Origin of the sequence: Pseudomonas sp. TH21, assembly GCF_016651025.1 — a bacterium.
Taxonomy (GTDB): domain Bacteria; phylum Pseudomonadota; class Gammaproteobacteria; order Pseudomonadales; family Pseudomonadaceae; genus Aquipseudomonas; species Aquipseudomonas aylmerensis.
Window position 1 is genome coordinate 4,562,383 of record NZ_JAEKEQ010000001.1, and the last position, 17,310, is coordinate 4,579,692.

Sequence of the window (17,310 nt, forward strand, 5' to 3'; positions counted from 1 at the left end):
CACAAAATTACTCACCCGAAAACCGATCCCGACTGTTGGTCAGGTGCAGCACCATTGCGGCGCGGGCAGCGTCCGGGTCTTGGCGCTTGATCGCGTTGAAAATCGCCTCATGCTCCAGGTTCGCCAACTGCCCCAGTTGGGCAAAGTCCGCACCGCCACGCTCATCCCCCTTGAGCTGGGTGCGCGGAATCATCGCATTGCCCAGGTGCAGCATGATTTCGGTGAAGAAGGTATTGCCGGTGGCCTCGGCGATCAACTGGTGGAAACGCTTGTCCTCTTCGACGCAGCTGTCGTTGTTGGCCAGCGACGCCTGGTAATCGTCGAGCGCAGTGCGCATGTGCGCCAGGTGTTCGTCGGTCCTGCGTAACGCGGCCAGCGCAACCGCCTGCACCTCCAGGCCCAGGCGCAACTCGAGCATGTTGCGCACACTGGCAACCGTGTCCACGTGCAAGCGCAGGCCTTGGCGGGCGTGTTGCGCCAGCACAAAGGTGCCAATGCCATGGCGGGTCTCGACCAGCCCCGACGCCTGCAGCTTGGAAATGGCCTCACGCACCACGGTGCGACTCACGCCATGCTCAAGGACGATGGTGGATTCCGACGGCAGCTTTTCACCGGGCTTCAACTGCCCGAGCAGGATGCGCTGGGTCAGCGCGTCGACCACGCCTTGGGCAAGGTTGTTGGAGCGTCTACGGACGGGCATTCCACTGTCAATCGGCATCGTTGCGGGTCCACGGGGTTGGGCTGGTGCGAGCTTAACATCCCGCCCGGCGACACGGCTGAGTTGATTTGCCCTGGCTTAACTTGTATGACAACCAATCTTAACCCCTAATCTCCGCATCACTACCAGCGTCAGACACCCACATCATTCCTGGGTACCAAAGCCCTCTAAAAACCAAGTAAATGCTGGCACATAACCAAAATAATTGGTCGAGCATCGGCCTTATAAGAACAAATTCACTTATGACCGCATTGCGGCCTTCGGAAAATCACTTGTATGATGTCTATCAACAAGACACGCAAACCCGCATAAAAATAAATCAGGGGGAGTTTTGAATTTGTGAACAATTCAAGCCATGCATCTGCCGCTCCAGAAAGTGATTCGGTCCTCGCGCGCGCCGTGAGCAAAGTGAAGGGCCACGTGCTCCCACTGTTCGTGATCATGTTCATCCTCAACTACATCGACCGGGTCAACATCGGCTTCGTGCGCACGCACATGGAGCACGACCTCGGCATCGGCGCTGCGGCCTACGGCCTGGGTGCCGGGTTGTTCTTCATCGGCTACGCGCTCTTCGAAGTGCCCTCCAACATGCTGCTGCAGAAGGTCGGCGCGCGCATCTGGCTGACCCGCATCATGTTCACCTGGGGCATCGTCGCCACGCTGATGGCGTTCATCCAGAACGAAACCCAGTTCTACATCCTGCGCTTCCTGTTGGGCGTGGCCGAGGCCGGGTTCTTTCCTGGGGTGATCTACTACTTCACGCGCTGGCTGCCGGGTGTGGAGCGCGGTAAAGCCATCGCGATTTTCCTCAGCGGCTCGGCGGTGGCCTCGTTGATCTCCGGCCCGCTCTCCGGTGCGCTGCTGCAGATCGAAGGGTTCGGCTTCCACGGCTGGCAATGGATGTTCGCCATCGAAGGCCTGGCCTCCGTGGCGCTGGGGTTCTTCGTGTGGTTCTGGCTCGACTCCAACCCCCACGACGCCAAATGGATGACCCGCGAAGAACAGGACGCACTGGTCGGCGCCATCGATCAGGAACAGCGCGAGCGTGAAGCCCTGACCACGGTCAAGCCGACGCTCGGCAAGCTGCTCAAGGATCGCCAGATCCTGCTGTTCTGCGCGTTGTACTTCTGCATCCAGCTGACCATCTACGCCGCGACGTTCTGGCTGCCGAGCATCATCAAAAAGATGGGCGACCTGAGCGATGTGCAGGTCGGTTTCTTCAACTCGATCCCGTGGCTGATCTCGATCATCGCCATGTACGCGTTCGCGTCGTTGTCGAGCAAGTTCAAGTTCCAGCAGGCCTGGGTCGCGGCCGCGCTGTTGATTGCCGCTGCCGGCATGTTCATGTCCACCACCGGCGGGCCGATCTTCGCCTTCGTGGCGATCTGCTTTGCGGCCATCGGCTTCAAGTCGGCGTCTTCGCTGTTCTGGCCGATCCCCCAGGGTTATCTGGATGTGCGCATCGCTGCAGCCGTGATCGCGCTGATCAACTCCATCGGCAACCTGGGGGCTTCGTCGCACCGACCACCTTCGGCTTCCTCGAACAGACCACCGGCTCGATCCAGGGCGGCCTGTATGGCCTGGCAGGCACATCAGTGCTCGCCGCAATCCTAGTGTTCTTTGCCAAGACCTCACCGTCCGCCGTACTGGCCTCGCCCGGCGCTGTGCCCGTGGGCGCAGCCATCAGCAAACCTCTCTGACCTTATCCAGGAACGTGCCATGAATACCCCAGTAGTCACCCACTTCCAAGTCATCCCCGTGGCCGGCCACGACAGCATGCTGCTCAACCTGAGCGGCGCCCACGGGCCTTACTTCACGCGCAATATCGTCATCCTCAAGGACAGCAGCGGCCGCACCGGCGTGGGCGAAGTGCCCGGCGGCGAACGTATCCGCGAAACCCTGGAGGACGCGCGCAGCCTGGTGATCGGCCAACCGATCGGGCAGTACCAGCGCATCCTCAACCAGATGCGCAGCACCTTTGCCTCACGCGACGCGGGCGGTCGCGGCCTGCAGACGTTCGACCTGCGCATCACCATCCACGCGGTCACGGCGATGGAAGCAGCGCTGCTCGACCTGCTGGGTCAATTCCTGGAAGTGCCGGTGGCCGCCTTGCTCGGCGAAGGGCAGCAACGTGATGCGGTGAAAATGCTCGGCTACCTGTTTTATATCGGCGACCGCAACGCAACGACCCTGGCATATCGCAACGAGGCCGAGGCCGATGATGACTGGTTCCGCCTGCGTCACGAAACAGCCCTGACGGCGGAGGCCGTAGTCCGCCTGGCCGAAGCCGCCAAAGCCAAGTACGGCTTCAATGATTTCAAGCTCAAGGGCGGCGTGCTGAGCGGTGACGCAGAAATCGAAGCCGTCACCGCACTGGCCGAGCGCTTCCCCGACGCACGCATCACCCTTGACCCGAATGGCGCGTGGTCATTGAAAGAAGCCATCCGCCTGTGCCGCGACCAGCACCACGTGCTCGCCTACGCCGAAGACCCATGCGGTGCCGAAAACGGTTACTCGGGCCGCGAAGTCATGGCCGAATTCCGCCGCGCCACCGGCCTCAAGACCGCTACCAACATGATCGCCACCGACTGGCGCGAAATGGGCCACGCGATCCAGCTGCAATCGGTCGATATCCCGCTGGCCGACCCGCACTTCTGGACCATGCAAGGCTCGGTGCGTGTCGCGCAGATGTGCAACGAGTGGGGCCTGACCTGGGGCTCGCACTCCAACAACCACTTCGATATTTCCCTGGCGATGTTCACCCAGGTGGCCGCCGCCGCACCGGGCGACATCACCGCCATCGACACCCACTGGATCTGGCAGGACGGCCAGCGCCTGACCCATGAGCCATTGAAGATCGAAGGGGGCTACGTGAAGGTGCCCGCCAAGCCTGGCCTGGGCGTGGACATCGACATGGACGCCGTGGCCAAGGCCCATGAAGTGTACAAAGGCATGGGCCTCGGCGCGCGCGATGACAGCGTGGCGATGCAGTTCCTGATCCCGGGCTGGAGCTTCAACAACAAGCAACCGTGCCTGGTGCGCTAGGCACTCACACGCCCGCTCAATGCAGGAGTGGGCTTGCCTGCGATAGCAACTCTGAGGTGGCCTGCCCCATCGCCATCGCAGGCAAGCCAGCTCCCACTGGCGATCGTGGTCACTTCGCCGAGTGGGTTCGCTTGATCGGCTGCACCGTCAGCTCCACGCCTAACGCCAGCATCAGTTTCTGCACGGTCTCATAGCGCGTTTTAGACCCGCCCTTGAGCGTCTTGTACAGACTCTCGCGATTCACTCCCGCCGCCGCGGCCACCTTGTTCACACCTTGTGCCTTGGCAACCTCGGCAAGCGCCTTCATGAGGATCTGCAGGTCTTGCGACTTCATGCTTTGCGCAAGGTAAGCACTGATAGTTTCAGGGCTGTCGAGGAAGCGCGAAGCTTCATAGACCTGGGTACCGGAGGTATCCAGATCGAGGATCGGCATGTCCTCTGGCTTGAATGTCGAATTGCTCATTTGGTTAACCTCTCAGGGCATCCAGAATCTCTTTGGCGCGCTTGATGCCTCTTTGCTGGTCGGTTTTGTCACTGCCCCACAGCATCAAGTAGGCGGTGATGCCCGTGCGTACAAAGTAGATCCGGTAGCCGGGCCCGACAAAAATACGCATGTCACTGAGGCCGTTACCGGCAGGCTCGCAATCGCCAAAAAAATTGTTGTCTTCGGCGCGATCCAACCGAGTCAGAACCGCCACTTTTCCACAAACGTCCCTCATTCCATCCAGCCATGTATCAAACTCTGGCGTCCTGCCGATTATGTTGGTCACAGATTCACATGTAGCCTACTGGCTACTCCCTGCCGATGCTAGTGATTTTTCAAGCTGCGCAGAGCTCCCCGAAGAAAAAATCCTAGTTCACGCCCGGTACATGGGGCCGGGCGATTCTGTGAGTGCTTGTTTCCCGTCGCGCCGATAGAACCAGCCCGCAGTTCGATAGCAATTTTTCGTATTAAAAACCTCGTCACCGCTGGGTTAGGGTGGCGTCACCAGACCACTGGCCCCGTGCTTCTGACTCTTTTTTTCCAGCCCGACGCGTCCACGCGCAGGCACCGCCAGGTCAACCCATGTCCAATTCTGCCTTGCCTATCTGGGGCGCACCGCCGTCTGCCCGCTACGAACAATTGGCCGCACCGTTGCGCCCACTCTTCGCTCACATCCTCGCGCAGGCGGCCGAGCACGATCAGACGCGTGCCAGCCTGGCCGGTGTGATCCAGCAACTCACCGCCCTGGGCCTGCCGCGCTGGCGCCTGCCGCCAAGCCATGGCGGTCACGGCGCGACCCTGGTTGAGCTGCTCGCCGTGCTCACCGAACTGTCTGCCGCCGACTCCAACATCACCCAGGCCCTGCGGGGGCATTTTGGTTTTTGCGAAGATGTACTCAGCGCCAAAGACCCCGCCTGGCGCGCCAAGTGGCTCGACCGTCTCGGCGAGGGCGCGTTGCTCTCTCCCGGCAGCACCGAAGTCGGCAACCAGACCCGTGGTGATTTCGAAACCCGACTGCACCGCGACGCAAGCGGTACCTTGCGCATCAGCGGCCGCAAGTTCTACACCACGGGCGCGCTCTACAGTGACTTGATCAACACGATTGCAACCGGCGAAGACGGCACGACCTACAGCGTGGTTGTCGATCTCAAGGCTGCCGGCGTGCAGGTCGTCGATGACTGGAACGGCTTCGGCCAACGCCTCACCGCCAGCGGCACCTGCATCTTCGACAGCGCGCCGGTGCTGGACAATGAGGCGCGTCCCACCCAACAGCGCTTTGGCCATGGGCAATCGTTTTTCCAGCTTTATCACCTCAGCACCCTCGCCGGCATCGCCCGCCGCGCGGCCTTGAGTGGCGCCGAAGAACTCAGCCAACGCGCCCGCACTTTCACCACGGGCAATGCCGATGTCGCCGGCCAGGATGTGCAATTGCTGCAAGTGATCGGCGAAGTCGCCAGCCAGGCCTACGCCGCCCAGGCCATCGCCCAACAGGCGGCGCAGCGCCTGGAACACACCGCGCAGTATGTGATTGCCCACGACCAGCCCGTGCATGACGACGACCCACAGGTGGCACTCGCCGAGCTGGAAGTGTGCCTGGCCGTCAACCCGGTGGTGGATGCCACACTCGCAGCGACCACCGCGCTATTCGACGCCCTGGGCGCCAGCGCCACCGCCAGCAACAAGGCACTGGACCGGCTATGGCGCAACGCGCGCACATTGGCCAACCACAACCCGCGCGTCTACAAATCGCGGATCGTGGGAAATTACCTGGTAAACGGAACCCTGCCCCCGGCGCAGTGGCGAGTGGGCGTGGCCGGGGCTGGGTGAAATCACCAGCCAGCTTCCACATTTGATCTCCATATGCTTGGGGGCTTGAGCTATACCTTGGGGCCTCTGTGGGAGCGGGCTTGCTCGCGAAGGCGGTGGGTCAGTTAACTAATTCGTCGACTGACACACCGCCTTCGCAGGCAAGCCAGCTCCCACATTTGATCTCCATAGACTTGGGGGGCTGAGCCATGCCTTGAGGCCTCTGTGGGAGCTCCATATGCTTGGGGGCCTGAGCCATGCCTTGAGCCCCCTGTGGGAGCGGGCTTGCCCGCGATGGCGGTGGGGCAGTTAACCAATTCGTCGACTGACACAGCGCCTTCGCAGGCAAGCCAGCTCCCACAGTTGATCTCCATATGTCCGGGGGCCTGAGCCATGCCTTGAGGCCCCTGTGGGAGCGGGCTTGCTCGCGAAGGCGGTGGGTCAGTTAACTAATTCGTCGACTGACACAGCGCCTTCGCAGGCAAGCCAGCTCCCACATTTGATCTCCATAGACTTGGGGGGCTGAGCCATGCCTTGAGGCCTCTGTGGGAGCTCCATATGCCTGGGGGACTGAGCCATGCATTGAAGCCTCTGTGGGAGCGGGCTTGCCTGCTCCCACAGTTTGATGAGCACATGGCTTGAGAGGGATTTATCGGCTCACGAACGCGAGCACCCGTTCCAGCATTCGGTCGCAGGCATTCAGCTGTTCCAGGCTGATGAATTCATCCGGCTTATGCCCCTGCTCCATGCTGCCGGGGCCGCATACCACTGTCGGGATGCCAGCCTGGTCAAACAGCCCGCCTTCAGTCCCGAAGGCCACGGTGCCGTACTCCCGGGAGCCGCAAAACTGCGCGACCCATTCCGCTGCCTGGCTTTGCGGCGAGGTGGCCAACCCTGGGTAGCTGGACAATTCACTGAACTCAATCGCGCAGTGCGCGCTCACTGCCTGCATCGCCGGCAGCAAGGTGTGCTCGGCGTAATCACGCAGTTGCTGCGCCACCTGCCGGGGATCCTGGACCGGCAGCGAGCGCACTTCAAAGTCGAACGTGCAGTTTTGCGGGACGATATTCAGCGCCTTGCCGCCGCCGATCACGCCGGTCTGCACCGTGGAAAACGGCGGATCAAAACGCTCGTCGAGCAACGTCGGCGCCTTGAGCGTTTCACCGAGTCGCACCAGCTCGCTGATCAGTTGCGCGGCATATTCGATGGCATTCACACCCGACGGTGCATACGCCGAATGGCAGGCCGCGCCGTGCACTTCGCAGCGCACTGCCAGCTTGCCTTTGTGGCCGACCACCGGCTTGAGCTCGGTAGGTTCGCCGATCACGCACAGCAACGGCTTGACCGCCTGCCCATGGAACCGCTCGATCAACGCGCGCACACCCAGGCAGCCCACCTCTTCGTCGTACGACAGCGCGATATGCACCGGCATGCGCAACGGAGCCTTCACCAGCGCCGGCACACAGGCCAGTACGCAGGCGATATAGCCCTTCATATCGGCAGTGCCGCGCCCGTACAACCGGCCGTGTTTTTCCGTCAGTTCAAACGGCGCCACCGTCCAGCGCTGCCCGTCCACCGGCACCACGTCGGTATGCCCGGACAACACCACGCCAGGCACCTCGGCCGGGCCGATGGTCGCCAGCAGGTTGGCCTTGCTCTTGTGCGCGTTGTAGACCAGCTCGCAGGCCACGCCGTGGTCCTGCAGATAGGTACGCACAAAGTCGATCAACGCCAGGTTGGATTCGCGGCTGGTGGTATCAAAGCGCACCAGTTGCGCCAGCAGGTCGCGGCTTGTGTTCAACGCTCATCTCCCGGCACGGCATAGCCCGGTGCGATTTGCGGGTTGAGGGCGCGGTCGATGTAGGCCTGCAGTTGCGGGCGATAGGCTTGCCAGAGTTGGTCGAGCGCGCCGATCGGGTCCTCGTCGGCCCAGTCGACGCGCAGGTTGACGATCGGCCACAGCAAGTCGTCGACCACCACCAACGCCGCCGAATGCACTGGCCCCGCTTCACCGCCTTCGGCCTGGCCGGCCTGCATCGCCGCCAACAAGCGCTCGGCGAGCGGCCCCGTGGCCATCTCGAACGCGCGCACCATCGCCGCAATCACCCCGGTGTCGGCCAACATATTGCCCGCCGCTACGCACTGCTCGCCGTTCAGCGCGTGATGAATCCCGAGGGTCTGCGCCCCGCTGAAATGCGCGGTGCGCCCCTGGCTATCAATCACGGTGACCTGACGATATTGGCTGTGATCCTGTTCCACCAAGGTCGCCAGCGCCTCACTCGGTGCCAGGCCCTGCTCGAGCAAATCCAGCAGTTGCGGCCCCAGGCTCGGCAGCGTGATGTTCTGCGACGCCACCGCGCCAACGCCTGGACGCAGCCAGGGGCAACGGGCACCCACGGCAATGCTCGAAGAGCTGATCGCAATACCCAACTGGCCGGTCTCGGCACACCGGGCGACAACGGAAAAAGTCATGGCGTGCTCCTCAATCGAGTACCGAAGGGTCGGCGTCGATCATCAACTGCTTCATTTCTTCAAAATGCCGGACCGAGAAATCCACAATCCCTTCCCAACCGCGCGCGGTTTTCTCCGCCACGTCATCGGATAGCACCCGCAACGGCTGCCCGGTGGACCAGGCCGTCACGAGGATCTGGCAGGCACGCTCCAGGGTCCAGATATCATCGAAGGCCTCGCCGATGGACGTCGCCGTCACCATCACGCCGTGGTTGCCCATCAGCAGGCGGCGCTTGCCGTCGAGCAGCCCGGCCAGGCGAGCGCCTTCGGCCTCGGTGTCGGCCATGCCGCCGTAGAGTTCATCCACCGCCACGCGGTTGAAATAACGCGCGGTGTTCTGGTCGATCGGCGGGATGTGCGGCGTGGCCAGGCACGCCACGGCCGTGGTGTACACCGGGTGCAAATGCAGCACCGCGCGGGTTTGTGGCAACAGCCGGTGGATCTGCCCGTGGATCGACCAGGCGGTGGCGTCCACGTTCGGGTGATCGGCACAGGCGCTGTCATCAGCGTTCAGCAGCAACAGGTCACTGGCACGGATACGCGAGAAGTGCTTCCACTTAGGGTTGAGCAAAAACTGTTTGCCATCGGCCGACACGGCAGCGCTGAAGTGGTTGGCCACCGCCTCGTGCATGCCCAGGTGGGCGATGATGCGAAAGGTCGCCGCCAGGTCGATGCGCGTCTGTTCTTCGTGGGATAACGCCATGAATCGGTCTCCGCAGGACGCGGCCGCACAGCGGCGGCCGCGTGATTGGGTTACTTGGGCATCAGCGCCGCGAGGTCGGCATCGGTCGGTGCTTCGAAGTTGTACTTCTTCAGCAAGGCCGCGTACTCAGGCGTGGCGCGGTATTTTGCCAGGCCGTCGAGCAAGGCCTGCTTGACCGTGTCATTGCCCTTCTTCACACCAAAGCCGTTGAGCACCGGGTAGATCAAGGTGTCGGACGAAATCACCACGCGGTTGCCCAACTTGTCGATCACCCCACGGGCCACGGCGGCGTCGGTGATCTGCGCTTCAACCGCATGCGCCAGCAGGGCCTGGGTGGTCTGCGGGTCGGTGCTGTATTCGCTGATCTGGATCGGCTTCAAGCCCTTGGCCACGCAGTACTCCGTCGACAGTTTGTTCATCTGCGCCAGCCACGAGGTGGCGCCCATGGAGCCGATCTTGTGGCCGCAGAACTCTTCCGGGGTCTTGGGCTGGAAGGCACTGTCCTTGAGGGTCAGGATCGACTCGCCGCTCTTCAGGTAAGGGATCATGTCGATGACCTTGACCCGCTCCGCCGTGATGTACATCGACGAGTTGGTCACATCGAAACGCCCGGCCTGCAGGCCGGTGATCAAGTTGGGAAAGCGTGTGTCGAGGGTCTCGACCTTGCGACCCATGACCTTGCCCAGGCCGTCCATGAACTCGATATCGAAGCCCGCCGGCTTATTGTTGTCCATGTATTCATAGGGAAAGAACGTGACGTCGGAGCCGGCGACAATCGTGCCGTCTTTCTGGAAGGCCGAAGCCGCCAACGAAGTCATCGCAACCGCAGCACCCAACAGGCACACGGCAAGGGGGCGAACACTTTTACGAAACGCTGTCATGGTCATTACCTGCAAGGTCTTGGGGGTGGTTAGGCAGTGGCGGTATCTTGTCCGGCCTGTTGCACGAAGAACGACGCGCCGCGAGGCTTCTGCGGCAAGCGCATGTGGTTGCTGGTGGAGCGCACCAGGCCACTTTCGGCACCGGCCACGAGCAGGCCGGCATGAACGCTGGGCAATGGGTTTTCGCCGAATGGCAGCGCGTCTTCAGCGGCGTAGACACTGATGAACAGCGTGCGCGGCACCTCGGTCTCGTTAGGGCTCGACGCATGCAACAGCCGCGTGTGCATAAAGCACACGGAACCGGCCGGGCCGTAGCAGGCGACCGGTTGCTGGCAGTGCTCTCCAACCACCGCGTCGTCCACCGAACCGGTGAAACGCTGGTTCTGCCAGTGCGACCACAGCGGGCCTTTGTGGCTGCCGGGGATCACATTCAGCGGGCCGTTCTGCGGGGTCACTTCGCTGACCATCAGCAAGGCCGTGACGATGTCGTCATTGCTGTGCGGCGTGAACAGAAAGTCCTGGTGCCACTTCACCTGGGTCGCGGTGTGCGGCAGCTTCGAGTTGATCTTGCTGTGGTGAAACCGCGCACCACTGGCGCCGACCAGCTGCGCGGAAATCGCTGCCATCCGCGAGTGCAACGCCACGCGCTCGTACACCGGGGAAATCTCGGTAGGCGAACTCACCCGGCGCAGCGAGGGATGATCCGCGCGGTGGTCGCCCTCCAGGTCGAACCGCGCGCGGCCATCCACGGTGGCGCCCCAGCCCTGGTCATGGCTGCGGCTCTCTTCTACCCACTGGTCGAAGTCATGCTGCAGCGCGGCCACTTCATCCGCCGACAGCACGCCTTCTACCACCAGGAAGCCGTCGCGCTGGAATTGTTCGATGTGTGCTTGCTCGATCATTTTAGTGTTTCCTGAACGTTAAAGAGATCACGCCAGCGAGACGTCCTTGAGGAACGCCTCCACGCGTGGGTTATGGCCGCTGCGCAAGGCATCGGGCGTGTCGTCGCAGACCACGCGCCCCTTCTCCATGAACACGATGCGGTCGGAGACCTTGAAGGCGAAATTCATCTCGTGGGTGACGATCACCATGGTGATGCCCTCCTCGGCCAGGGCCTCGATGACCTGCAGCACTTCGTTGACTTTTTCCGGGTCGAGCGCCGAGGTGGGCTCGTCGAACAGCATGATCTGCGGGCGCATCATCAAGGCGCGGGCGATGGCCACGCGTTGCTGCTGGCCACCGGACAACTGGTGCGGGTACTTCCAGGCGTGATCGAGCATGCCGACCTTGTGCAGCAGCGCGTAGGCCTGCTGCTTGAGTTCGGAGGTCGCGCCCAGGCGGTGGTATTTGGGCGCCATCAGCAGGTTGTCGAGCACGCTCAAATGCGGGAACAGGTTGAAGCTCTGGAACACCATGCCGATGTTCAGGCGATGCTCGGCGTGCTCGATGTACTGGGGTTTCTGCGCGCCGACTTTGTTCAAGTGAATGAACGGCTGGCCATTGATCTGGATCTCGCCGTTGTCCAGTTGCTCGAGGCCGTTGAGCAGGCGGATCAGCGTGGTCTTGCCGGAGCCGGACGGCCCGATCACCGACACCACTTCACCCGGCTGGATCTGCAGGTTGACCGAGCCCAGCACCTCGATGTCGTTATAGGCCTTGTGCAACCGCGTGGCTTGCAGCGCGGCGGCGCCGGTGCTGGCCGGGCGTTGCAAGGCGACGCGTTGCTGCGTGGCCAGGGCCAGCACCGCCGCATCCGGCACGCGGGAGACATTGCGTTGGTTGACGTCGAGAAAACGCTCCAGGCGTTTGAGCAGGAAGTCGAACACCGTGACGATAAACACATAGAAGAACGCCACCGCCGCCATGGTCTCGATCACCAGGAAGTTCTGCGAATACAGGCGCTGGCCGACCATCAGGATTTCGGTCAACGAGATCACCGACACCAGTGAGGTGAGCTTGACGATGGAGATGTATTCGTTGGCCAGCGACGGCAACGCCACCCGCAGCGCCTGCGGGATGACCACGCGCCATTGCGTGCCGAAAAACCTCAAGCCCAGCGCCCGCGCCGCTTCGCCCTGGCCCTTGGGAATCGAGAGCAAACCGCCGCGATGGATCTCGGCCACATACGCGGTTTCGCAGATCACCAGCGCCAGCAGGCCGGACCAGAACGGATCGGCCAGAATCGCCGAGGTGCCCGGCAACGCCTGGGGCAGGTTGTAGATGAAGATCAGCAGCACCAGCAGCGGCAGGCTGCGGAACAGCCAGATATAGCCACGCGCGGGAACACTCAACAACGGGTGCCGGGATTGCTTGGCCAGCGCCAGCAGAAAGCCCAGTGCGATACTCAAGACCCACGTCAGGGTACTCAGCTTGATCACCGTCCACGTCGCGCGCCAGAACTCGGCATCGCCCAGCAAACCAAACATGTAATTCCAGTCGAATGTCATCGTCGCTGTGCCCTGCAAAAAAAAGAAGTTGATCTGCATCGATGGGATGAGAGTCGTGGCGGGAGGTGGTCAGGGTCAATTCGTAAAAGCCGGGGCACTGGGTAGGCAGAGCCTATGCAGCCCCGCAAGCCCCCCAGATCAGCTGTAGGCGCCGGCTTGCCGGCGATAGCGATCTGTCAGTCAATGAATGGACAGCTGCGCAGCGCCCTCCCGGGCAAGCCAGCGCCTGCAGGTGCGCGCTGCCCAGGCACTGGCCAAAACGGTGCACGCCTGAATGCAGGGCGCGGCACACGCGACCTTTTGGTGCAACCTCAGCTCACACCACTCAGCACCCGCACCGCGTGTGGGTCAAAAAAGCTCGGCGGGGCCATGCCGGGGATGTATTGGTCGGAGACAAACATGCGGCAGCGCTCGGCAAACGCCGACACCACGCGCGACAGCTGGGTGTTGCTGGCCGTGGCATAGCCCAGCCGCATCGGCCGGTGTGCACCGGCCAGGCGCAGGCGGATCACGCGCTTGCCGTCCTGGGACATATTGGATTTTGGCCGCGCATTCGCGAAGGAATAGCCGATCCCGTTGCCGACCATGGCGCGCACCGTTTCGAGGTTGGTGGAGCGCATGATGATGTTCGGCGTGGTGCCCGCCTGGATAAACAGGCTGAGGAAATAGTCGCGGCTCCACGGCGTATCCAGCAGCACCACCGGGTACGCCTCAAGGTCCTGCATGCTCACGGCCGGCAAGCTCGCCAGCGGGTGATACTCACCGACCATCACATACGGCGGCAGCTGCGCCAGGGGTTGGAAATCGATATCCGGGCTGGTCACCAGGTCATAGGTCAGGGCGATGTCCAGCTCGCCGCTGCGCAGTTTTTCCAGCAATTCCTCATGGTTGCCTTCGGCCTGGGTCAGGCGCACGCCGGGAAACGCGCGGCCAAAACCAAACACCAGTTCCGGCGTGATCATCGGTGCCAGCGACTCCAGGCAGCCCACCCGCAACGGCCCGCGCACCGTGTTCAATGACTCCGAGGCGATGGTGTAGAGGTTGGTCATCTGCTCCAGGATCAGCTTGGCCTCCTGCATCACCAGGCGCCCCACCGCCGTCAGCGAAATGCCCTGGGCGTGATGCCGGACAAACAGTTGGATGCCCAGTTCGGCCTCCATATGGGTGATCGCCGCCGAGATCGACGGCGACGACACGTGAATGCGTTCAGCTGCAGCACTGATGCTGCCCGCCTCTCCCGACGCGACGAAATACTCCAGTTGACGCTGAGTAATACGACTGAGCATTACGCCTGCCCCTCAACAATGACTGTATGGGCAGCGTTGCAGGGTTCGTGCCGGGTCCGCCACGAACCGATGAGGGGCACAGGCTTCGGTTTTTCCTAAGCACTACCCCGCGCAAATGCTGGTTTCGCCGGAACCGGGGCGGTGTGAAGCTGGATTCATCCCGCTTCCCACGAGTTGCCGTTATGCCTACCCACACCCGCATCCGCATGTTCAACACCCGGCAGACCTACCCCAACCAGGCCCTGGACAACGACCTGTGCCAGGCGGTCCGCGCCGGCAACACCATTTATGTGCGCGGCCAGATCGGCACCGATTTCGACGGCAACCTGGTCGGCCTCGGCGACCCGCGTGCCCAGGCCGAGCAGGCGATGAGAAACGTCAAGCAACTGCTGGAGGAGGCAGGCTCCGACCTCTCGCATATCGTCAAGACCACCACCTATTTGATCGACCCGCGCTATCGCGAGCCGGTGTACCAGGAGGTCGGCAAGTGGCTCAAAGGCGTGTTCCCGATTTCCACCGGGCTGGTGATTTCCGGGTTGGGCCAGCCGGAATGGTTGATGGAAATCGACGTGATCGCCGTCGTGCCGGACGACTGGACCGTATGAAAGCGGTGATCGCCCGCGAGCCCGGCGGACCGCAGGTGCTGCAGTCCGTCGAGCGCCCGCTGCCGGATGTACAAGCCGGTGAAGTGCTGATTCGCGTCACGGCTGCCGGGGTCAATCGTCCCGACCTGATGCAACGCAGCGGCGCGCCGATTCCGGCAGGCGTCACCGATGTGCTGGGCCTCGAGGCGGCAGGCATCGTGGTCGCGGTAGGCAGTGGCGTGGATGAGTTCGCGATCGGCGATCGCGTGATGGCCTTGCTCAACGGCGGCGGCTACGCCGAGTACTGCGTGGCCCACGCGGCGCACTGCTTGCCGGTGCCTGCGGGGTTGTCGCTGCTCGATGCCGCCGGGGTGCCGGAAGCGGCCTTTGCCGTGTGGCACAACCTGTTTGAACTGGGGCGCTTGCGCAGCGGCGACAGTGTGCTGATCCACGGCGCCGCCAGCGGTGTCGGCAGCTTCGCCGTGCAGTGCGCGCATGCCGCCGGTGCGCGGGTGATCGCCACGGCCGGCGGCCCGCACAAGGTCGCGATGCTGCAAACGCTCGGCGTGTGGCGCGCGGTTGACCGCCACCTTGAAGACTTCGTCGAGGCGGTGCACGACTGCACCGACGGCCGTGGGGTCGACGTGGTGCTGGATAACGTCGGCGGGCCCTATGTGGCGCGCAACCTCGCGGCCATGGCCATGGGCGGGCGGCACGTGAGTTTGTCGTTCCTGCAAGGCGCCCATATCGACTTGGATTTGCAGGTGCTGATGCGCAAGAACCTCAGCCTGACGTCCTCCACCCTGCGCCCGAAAAGCCACGCCGAAAAAGCCCGCCTGGCGGTGTGCATCCGCTCACGCTTGTTGCCGTGGCTGGCGGCCGGCGTGGTGCGCCCGCAGATCCACGCGCGCGTGCCGCTGGCTCAAGCCGCCGAGGCGCACCGCCTGCTGGAAGCCAACGCCAATGTCGGCAAAGTCGTGCTCACCGTCGCTGAATAACCTGGAGCCCTTCATGACCCACCGCGTGTTTTTCCTCAATGGGCCCAACGCCAACCTCTACGGGCTGGATAAAAACGGCACCTACGGCCGCGAGAGCTTCGCCAGCATCCAGGCGCGCTGCGAACGCCACGCTGCCGAGCTGGGCCTGAGCCTGGACTTTCGCCAGAGCAACCACGAAGGCGTGCTGGTGGACTGGATTCAAGCGGCACGCCTTGATGCCGACGCCGTGGTGATCAACGCCGCCGGGCTCAGCTACAGCTCGGTGCCGATCCTTGACGCGCTGCTGGCCTTCGACGGCCCGATCATCGAAGCGCACATGAGCAACCTCTGGAAGCGCGAGAGCTTCCGGCACCACTCCTACGTCTCCAAAGCCGCCACCGGCGTGATCGCAGGGCTGGGCGCACTCGGTTACGAACTGGCACTCACCGCCGTGGCGGCATTGCTACAAGAAACCACCATCAGCGCCCACAGCTGAAACTCGGTGATGCCTACACACCTCTTACCTCCCAGGAACCGCCCATGTCAGTAGAAACCATCAACACCCTGGTCGTCGGCGCAGGCCAGGCCGGCGTCGCCATGAGCGAACACCTGTCCCTCATGGGCGTCCCCCACATCGTCCTCGAACGCCACCGCGTCGCCGAACGCTGGCGCTCCGAGCGCTGGGATTCTCTCGTCGCCAACGGCCCCGCCTGGCACGACCGCTTCCCCGGCCTCACCTTCGAAGGCCTCTCCCCGAAGCCTTCCCGCCCAAGGAGCGCATGGCCGACTACTTCGAAGCCTACGTGGATAAGCTGCGGGCTCCCGTGCGCACCGGTGTAGAAGTCCAGCAAGTGGAACGCCACATCGGCCGCCCCGGCTTCAAAGTCACCACCTCGGCCGGCGTGTTTGAAGCCGCCAACGTGGTCGCCGCCACCGGCCCGTTCCAGCGCCCCTCTATCCCCAACATCGTGCCTGCCAGCGCACCGATTCACCAACTGCACTCCTCCACCTACAAGAACCCCGGCCAACTGCCCGAAGGTGGCGTACTGGTGGTCGGCGCTGGCGCCTCCGGTTCGCAAATCGCCGAAGAACTGCAAAAGGCCGGCAAAACCGTATACCTCTCGGTCGGCGAACATTACCGCCCGCCGCGCGCCTACCGCAGCCGCGACTATTGCTGGTGGCTGGGTGCGTTGGGTTTGTGGGACGAAGTCAAAATCCAGCCGAAGAAAAAGCACGTGGCCTTTGCCGTCAGTGGCTACGAAGGCGGCAAGACCGTCGACTTCCGCCGCCTCGCGCACCAAGGCATTCAGTTGGTCGGCGTCACCCAGGATTGGCAGGACGGCGTCATGACCTTTCAACCTGGGCTCGCCGAAAACGTGGCCGAAGGCGACCGCGCCTACTTCGATGTACTGCGCGACGCGGATGCCTACATCGAGGCGAACGGATTGCCGTTCCCCCTGGAGCCTGAAGCCTGGGAACTGCTGCCCGACCCTGAGTGCTTGGTGAACCCCATCCTCAGCCTGGATCTGGCGAAGGCCGGCATCACCACCATCCTCTGGGCCACCGGTTTCAGGTTCGATTTCAGCTGGCTGAAGGTCGATGCGTTCGACGAAAAAGGCGAGCCCTTCCACAAACGTGGGATCTCGGCGGAAAGCGGCATCTACTTCCTGGGCCTGCCCAACCTGGTCAACCGTGCGTCATCGTTCATCTACGGGGTGTGGCATGACGCGAAATACGTCGCCGACCACATCGTGCTGCAAAACGACTACAAGTCCTACAAGAAACCCGAGTGAGGCGGCCAACTACTTTCACACACCTCGGCGCGCCCCTGGGACGCGCCGAAAAACCACACTCCCCACAACCACCGC

15 protein-coding genes and 2 pseudogenes are annotated in these 17,310 nt (G+C 62.8%); 7 read left to right on the forward strand and 10 right to left on the reverse strand.

The window, feature by feature from the left end:
* Positions 1–7: 7 nt before the first annotated feature.
* On the reverse strand, positions 8–718 hold the full coding sequence (locus JFU04_RS20105; protein WP_065904421.1) for a FadR/GntR family transcriptional regulator: 711 nt from the start codon (positions 716–718) through the stop codon (positions 8–10).
* A 339-nt stretch (positions 719–1,057) separates the two neighbouring features.
* On the opposite strand from JFU04_RS20105, the pseudogene JFU04_RS20110 reads away from it, so the two are divergent.
* Together JFU04_RS20110 and gudD are read left to right on the forward strand one after the other, a co-directional pair.
* Positions 1,058–2,418 (forward strand): annotated as a pseudogene (locus JFU04_RS20110) (MFS transporter).
* Positions 2,419–2,437: 19 nt separating this feature from the next.
* Entirely contained in the window at positions 2,438–3,763 is a 1,326-nt protein-coding gene (gene gudD / locus JFU04_RS20115) for a glucarate dehydratase (protein WP_065904417.1), read from the forward strand.
* 109 nt (positions 3,764–3,872) lie between these two features.
* Here gudD and JFU04_RS20120 read toward each other — a convergent pair whose 3' ends face one another.
* Together JFU04_RS20120 and JFU04_RS20125 are read right to left on the reverse strand one after the other, a co-directional pair.
* Positions 3,873–4,226: an addiction module antidote protein gene (locus tag JFU04_RS20120; protein ID WP_201145527.1), complete on the reverse strand. Its 354-nt coding sequence runs from the start codon at positions 4,224–4,226 to the stop codon at positions 3,873–3,875.
* A 4-nt stretch (positions 4,227–4,230) separates the two neighbouring features.
* Entirely contained in the window at positions 4,231–4,533 is a 303-nt protein-coding gene (locus JFU04_RS20125; RefSeq protein WP_201145529.1) for a type II toxin-antitoxin system RelE/ParE family toxin, read from the reverse strand.
* A 296-nt stretch (positions 4,534–4,829) separates the two neighbouring features.
* Here JFU04_RS20125 and JFU04_RS20130 point away from each other — a divergent pair, with 296 nt between their 5' ends.
* Positions 4,830–6,074 (forward strand): acyl-CoA dehydrogenase family protein, encoded by a 1,245-nt coding sequence (locus tag JFU04_RS20130; RefSeq protein WP_201145531.1) that lies wholly within the window; start codon positions 4,830–4,832, stop codon positions 6,072–6,074.
* Positions 6,075–6,702: 628 nt separating this feature from the next.
* On the opposite strand, the gene argE is transcribed toward JFU04_RS20130, so the two are convergent.
* From argE to JFU04_RS20165, 7 genes are all read right to left on the reverse strand, one after another.
* Positions 6,703–7,854: an acetylornithine deacetylase gene (gene argE, locus JFU04_RS20135; protein WP_201145532.1), complete on the reverse strand. Its 1,152-nt coding sequence runs from the start codon at positions 7,852–7,854 to the stop codon at positions 6,703–6,705.
* Positions 7,851–8,525 carry a DUF1028 domain-containing protein gene (locus JFU04_RS20140; protein WP_106803134.1) on the reverse strand — a complete coding sequence of 225 codons (675 nt, stop codon included), beginning with the start codon at positions 8,523–8,525 and terminating at the stop codon, positions 7,851–7,853. Before JFU04_RS20140 ends, argE begins: the two co-directional genes overlap by 4 nt.
* 10 nt (positions 8,526–8,535) lie before the next feature.
* The gene (locus JFU04_RS20145) at positions 8,536–9,267 is read right to left on the reverse strand and encodes a class II aldolase and adducin N-terminal domain-containing protein (protein ID WP_106803133.1); all 732 of its coding nucleotides are present in this window, start codon (positions 9,265–9,267) and stop codon (positions 8,536–8,538) included.
* Between the two features lie 50 nt (positions 9,268–9,317).
* The gene (locus tag JFU04_RS20150; protein ID WP_065904498.1) at positions 9,318–10,148 is read right to left on the reverse strand and encodes an ABC transporter substrate-binding protein; all 831 of its coding nucleotides are present in this window, start codon (positions 10,146–10,148) and stop codon (positions 9,318–9,320) included.
* Between the two features lie 29 nt (positions 10,149–10,177).
* Positions 10,178–11,050 (reverse strand): phytanoyl-CoA dioxygenase family protein, encoded by an 873-nt coding sequence (locus tag JFU04_RS20155; protein WP_201145535.1) that lies wholly within the window; start codon positions 11,048–11,050, stop codon positions 10,178–10,180.
* A 27-nt stretch (positions 11,051–11,077) separates the two neighbouring features.
* Positions 11,078–12,595, reverse strand: coding sequence for an amino acid ABC transporter permease/ATP-binding protein (locus tag JFU04_RS20160; protein ID WP_106803132.1), 1,518 nt, complete (start codon positions 12,593–12,595; stop codon positions 11,078–11,080).
* 311 nt (positions 12,596–12,906) lie between these two features.
* A complete protein-coding gene (locus tag JFU04_RS20165) occupies positions 12,907–13,881 on the reverse strand; it encodes a LysR family transcriptional regulator (RefSeq protein ID WP_065904400.1) in 975 nt (324 codons plus the stop codon).
* A 182-nt stretch (positions 13,882–14,063) separates the two neighbouring features.
* Here JFU04_RS20165 and JFU04_RS20170 point away from each other — a divergent pair, with 182 nt between their 5' ends.
* The 4 genes and pseudogenes from JFU04_RS20170 (at position 14,064) to JFU04_RS20185 (ending at position 17,235) form a co-directional block, all read left to right on the forward strand.
* Positions 14,064–14,486: a RidA family protein gene (locus JFU04_RS20170; RefSeq protein ID WP_201145537.1), complete on the forward strand. Its 423-nt coding sequence runs from the start codon at positions 14,064–14,066 to the stop codon at positions 14,484–14,486.
* Positions 14,483–15,463 (forward strand): NAD(P)H-quinone oxidoreductase, encoded by a 981-nt coding sequence (locus tag JFU04_RS20175; RefSeq protein ID WP_201145539.1) that lies wholly within the window; start codon positions 14,483–14,485, stop codon positions 15,461–15,463. Before JFU04_RS20170 ends, JFU04_RS20175 begins: the two co-directional genes overlap by 4 nt.
* A 13-nt stretch (positions 15,464–15,476) precedes the next feature.
* On the forward strand, positions 15,477–15,938 hold the full coding sequence (locus JFU04_RS20180) for a type II 3-dehydroquinate dehydratase (RefSeq protein WP_201145541.1): 462 nt from the start codon (positions 15,477–15,479) through the stop codon (positions 15,936–15,938).
* 44 nt (positions 15,939–15,982) lie between these two features.
* Positions 15,983–17,235 (forward strand): annotated as a pseudogene (locus JFU04_RS20185) (flavin-containing monooxygenase).
* The last annotated feature ends 75 nt before the right edge of the window (positions 17,236–17,310 follow it).

What these genes read in the sequence shown, in the direction of transcription:
- JFU04_RS20165 (WP_065904400.1), bottom strand. Translation starts at nt 13,881, where the DNA reads ATGCTCAGTCGTATTACTCAGCGTCAACTGGAGTATTTCGTCGCGTCG.
- JFU04_RS20155 (WP_201145535.1), bottom strand. Translation starts at nt 11,050, where the DNA reads ATGATCGAGCAAGCACACATCGAACAATTCCAGCGCGACGGCTTCCTG.
- JFU04_RS20145 (WP_106803133.1), bottom strand. Translation starts at nt 9,267, where the DNA reads ATGGCGTTATCCCACGAAGAACAGACGCGCATCGACCTGGCGGCGACC.
- JFU04_RS20130 (WP_201145531.1), top strand. Translation starts at nt 4,830, where the DNA reads ATGTCCAATTCTGCCTTGCCTATCTGGGGCGCACCGCCGTCTGCCCGC.
- JFU04_RS20120 (WP_201145527.1), bottom strand. Translation starts at nt 4,226, where the DNA reads ATGAGCAATTCGACATTCAAGCCAGAGGACATGCCGATCCTCGATCTG.
- JFU04_RS20140 (WP_106803134.1), bottom strand. Translation starts at nt 8,525, where the DNA reads ATGACTTTTTCCGTTGTCGCCCGGTGTGCCGAGACCGGCCAGTTGGGT.
- gudD (WP_065904417.1), top strand. Translation starts at nt 2,438, where the DNA reads ATGAATACCCCAGTAGTCACCCACTTCCAAGTCATCCCCGTGGCCGGC.
- JFU04_RS20150 (WP_065904498.1), bottom strand. Translation starts at nt 10,148, where the DNA reads ATGACAGCGTTTCGTAAAAGTGTTCGCCCCCTTGCCGTGTGCCTGTTG.
- JFU04_RS20180 (WP_201145541.1), top strand. Translation starts at nt 15,477, where the DNA reads ATGACCCACCGCGTGTTTTTCCTCAATGGGCCCAACGCCAACCTCTAC.
- JFU04_RS20105 (WP_065904421.1), bottom strand. Translation starts at nt 718, where the DNA reads ATGCCGATTGACAGTGGAATGCCCGTCCGTAGACGCTCCAACAACCTT.
- JFU04_RS20160 (WP_106803132.1), bottom strand. Translation starts at nt 12,595, where the DNA reads ATGACATTCGACTGGAATTACATGTTTGGTTTGCTGGGCGATGCCGAG.
- JFU04_RS20170 (WP_201145537.1), top strand. Translation starts at nt 14,064, where the DNA reads ATGCCTACCCACACCCGCATCCGCATGTTCAACACCCGGCAGACCTAC.
- JFU04_RS20175 (WP_201145539.1), top strand. Translation starts at nt 14,483, where the DNA reads ATGAAAGCGGTGATCGCCCGCGAGCCCGGCGGACCGCAGGTGCTGCAG.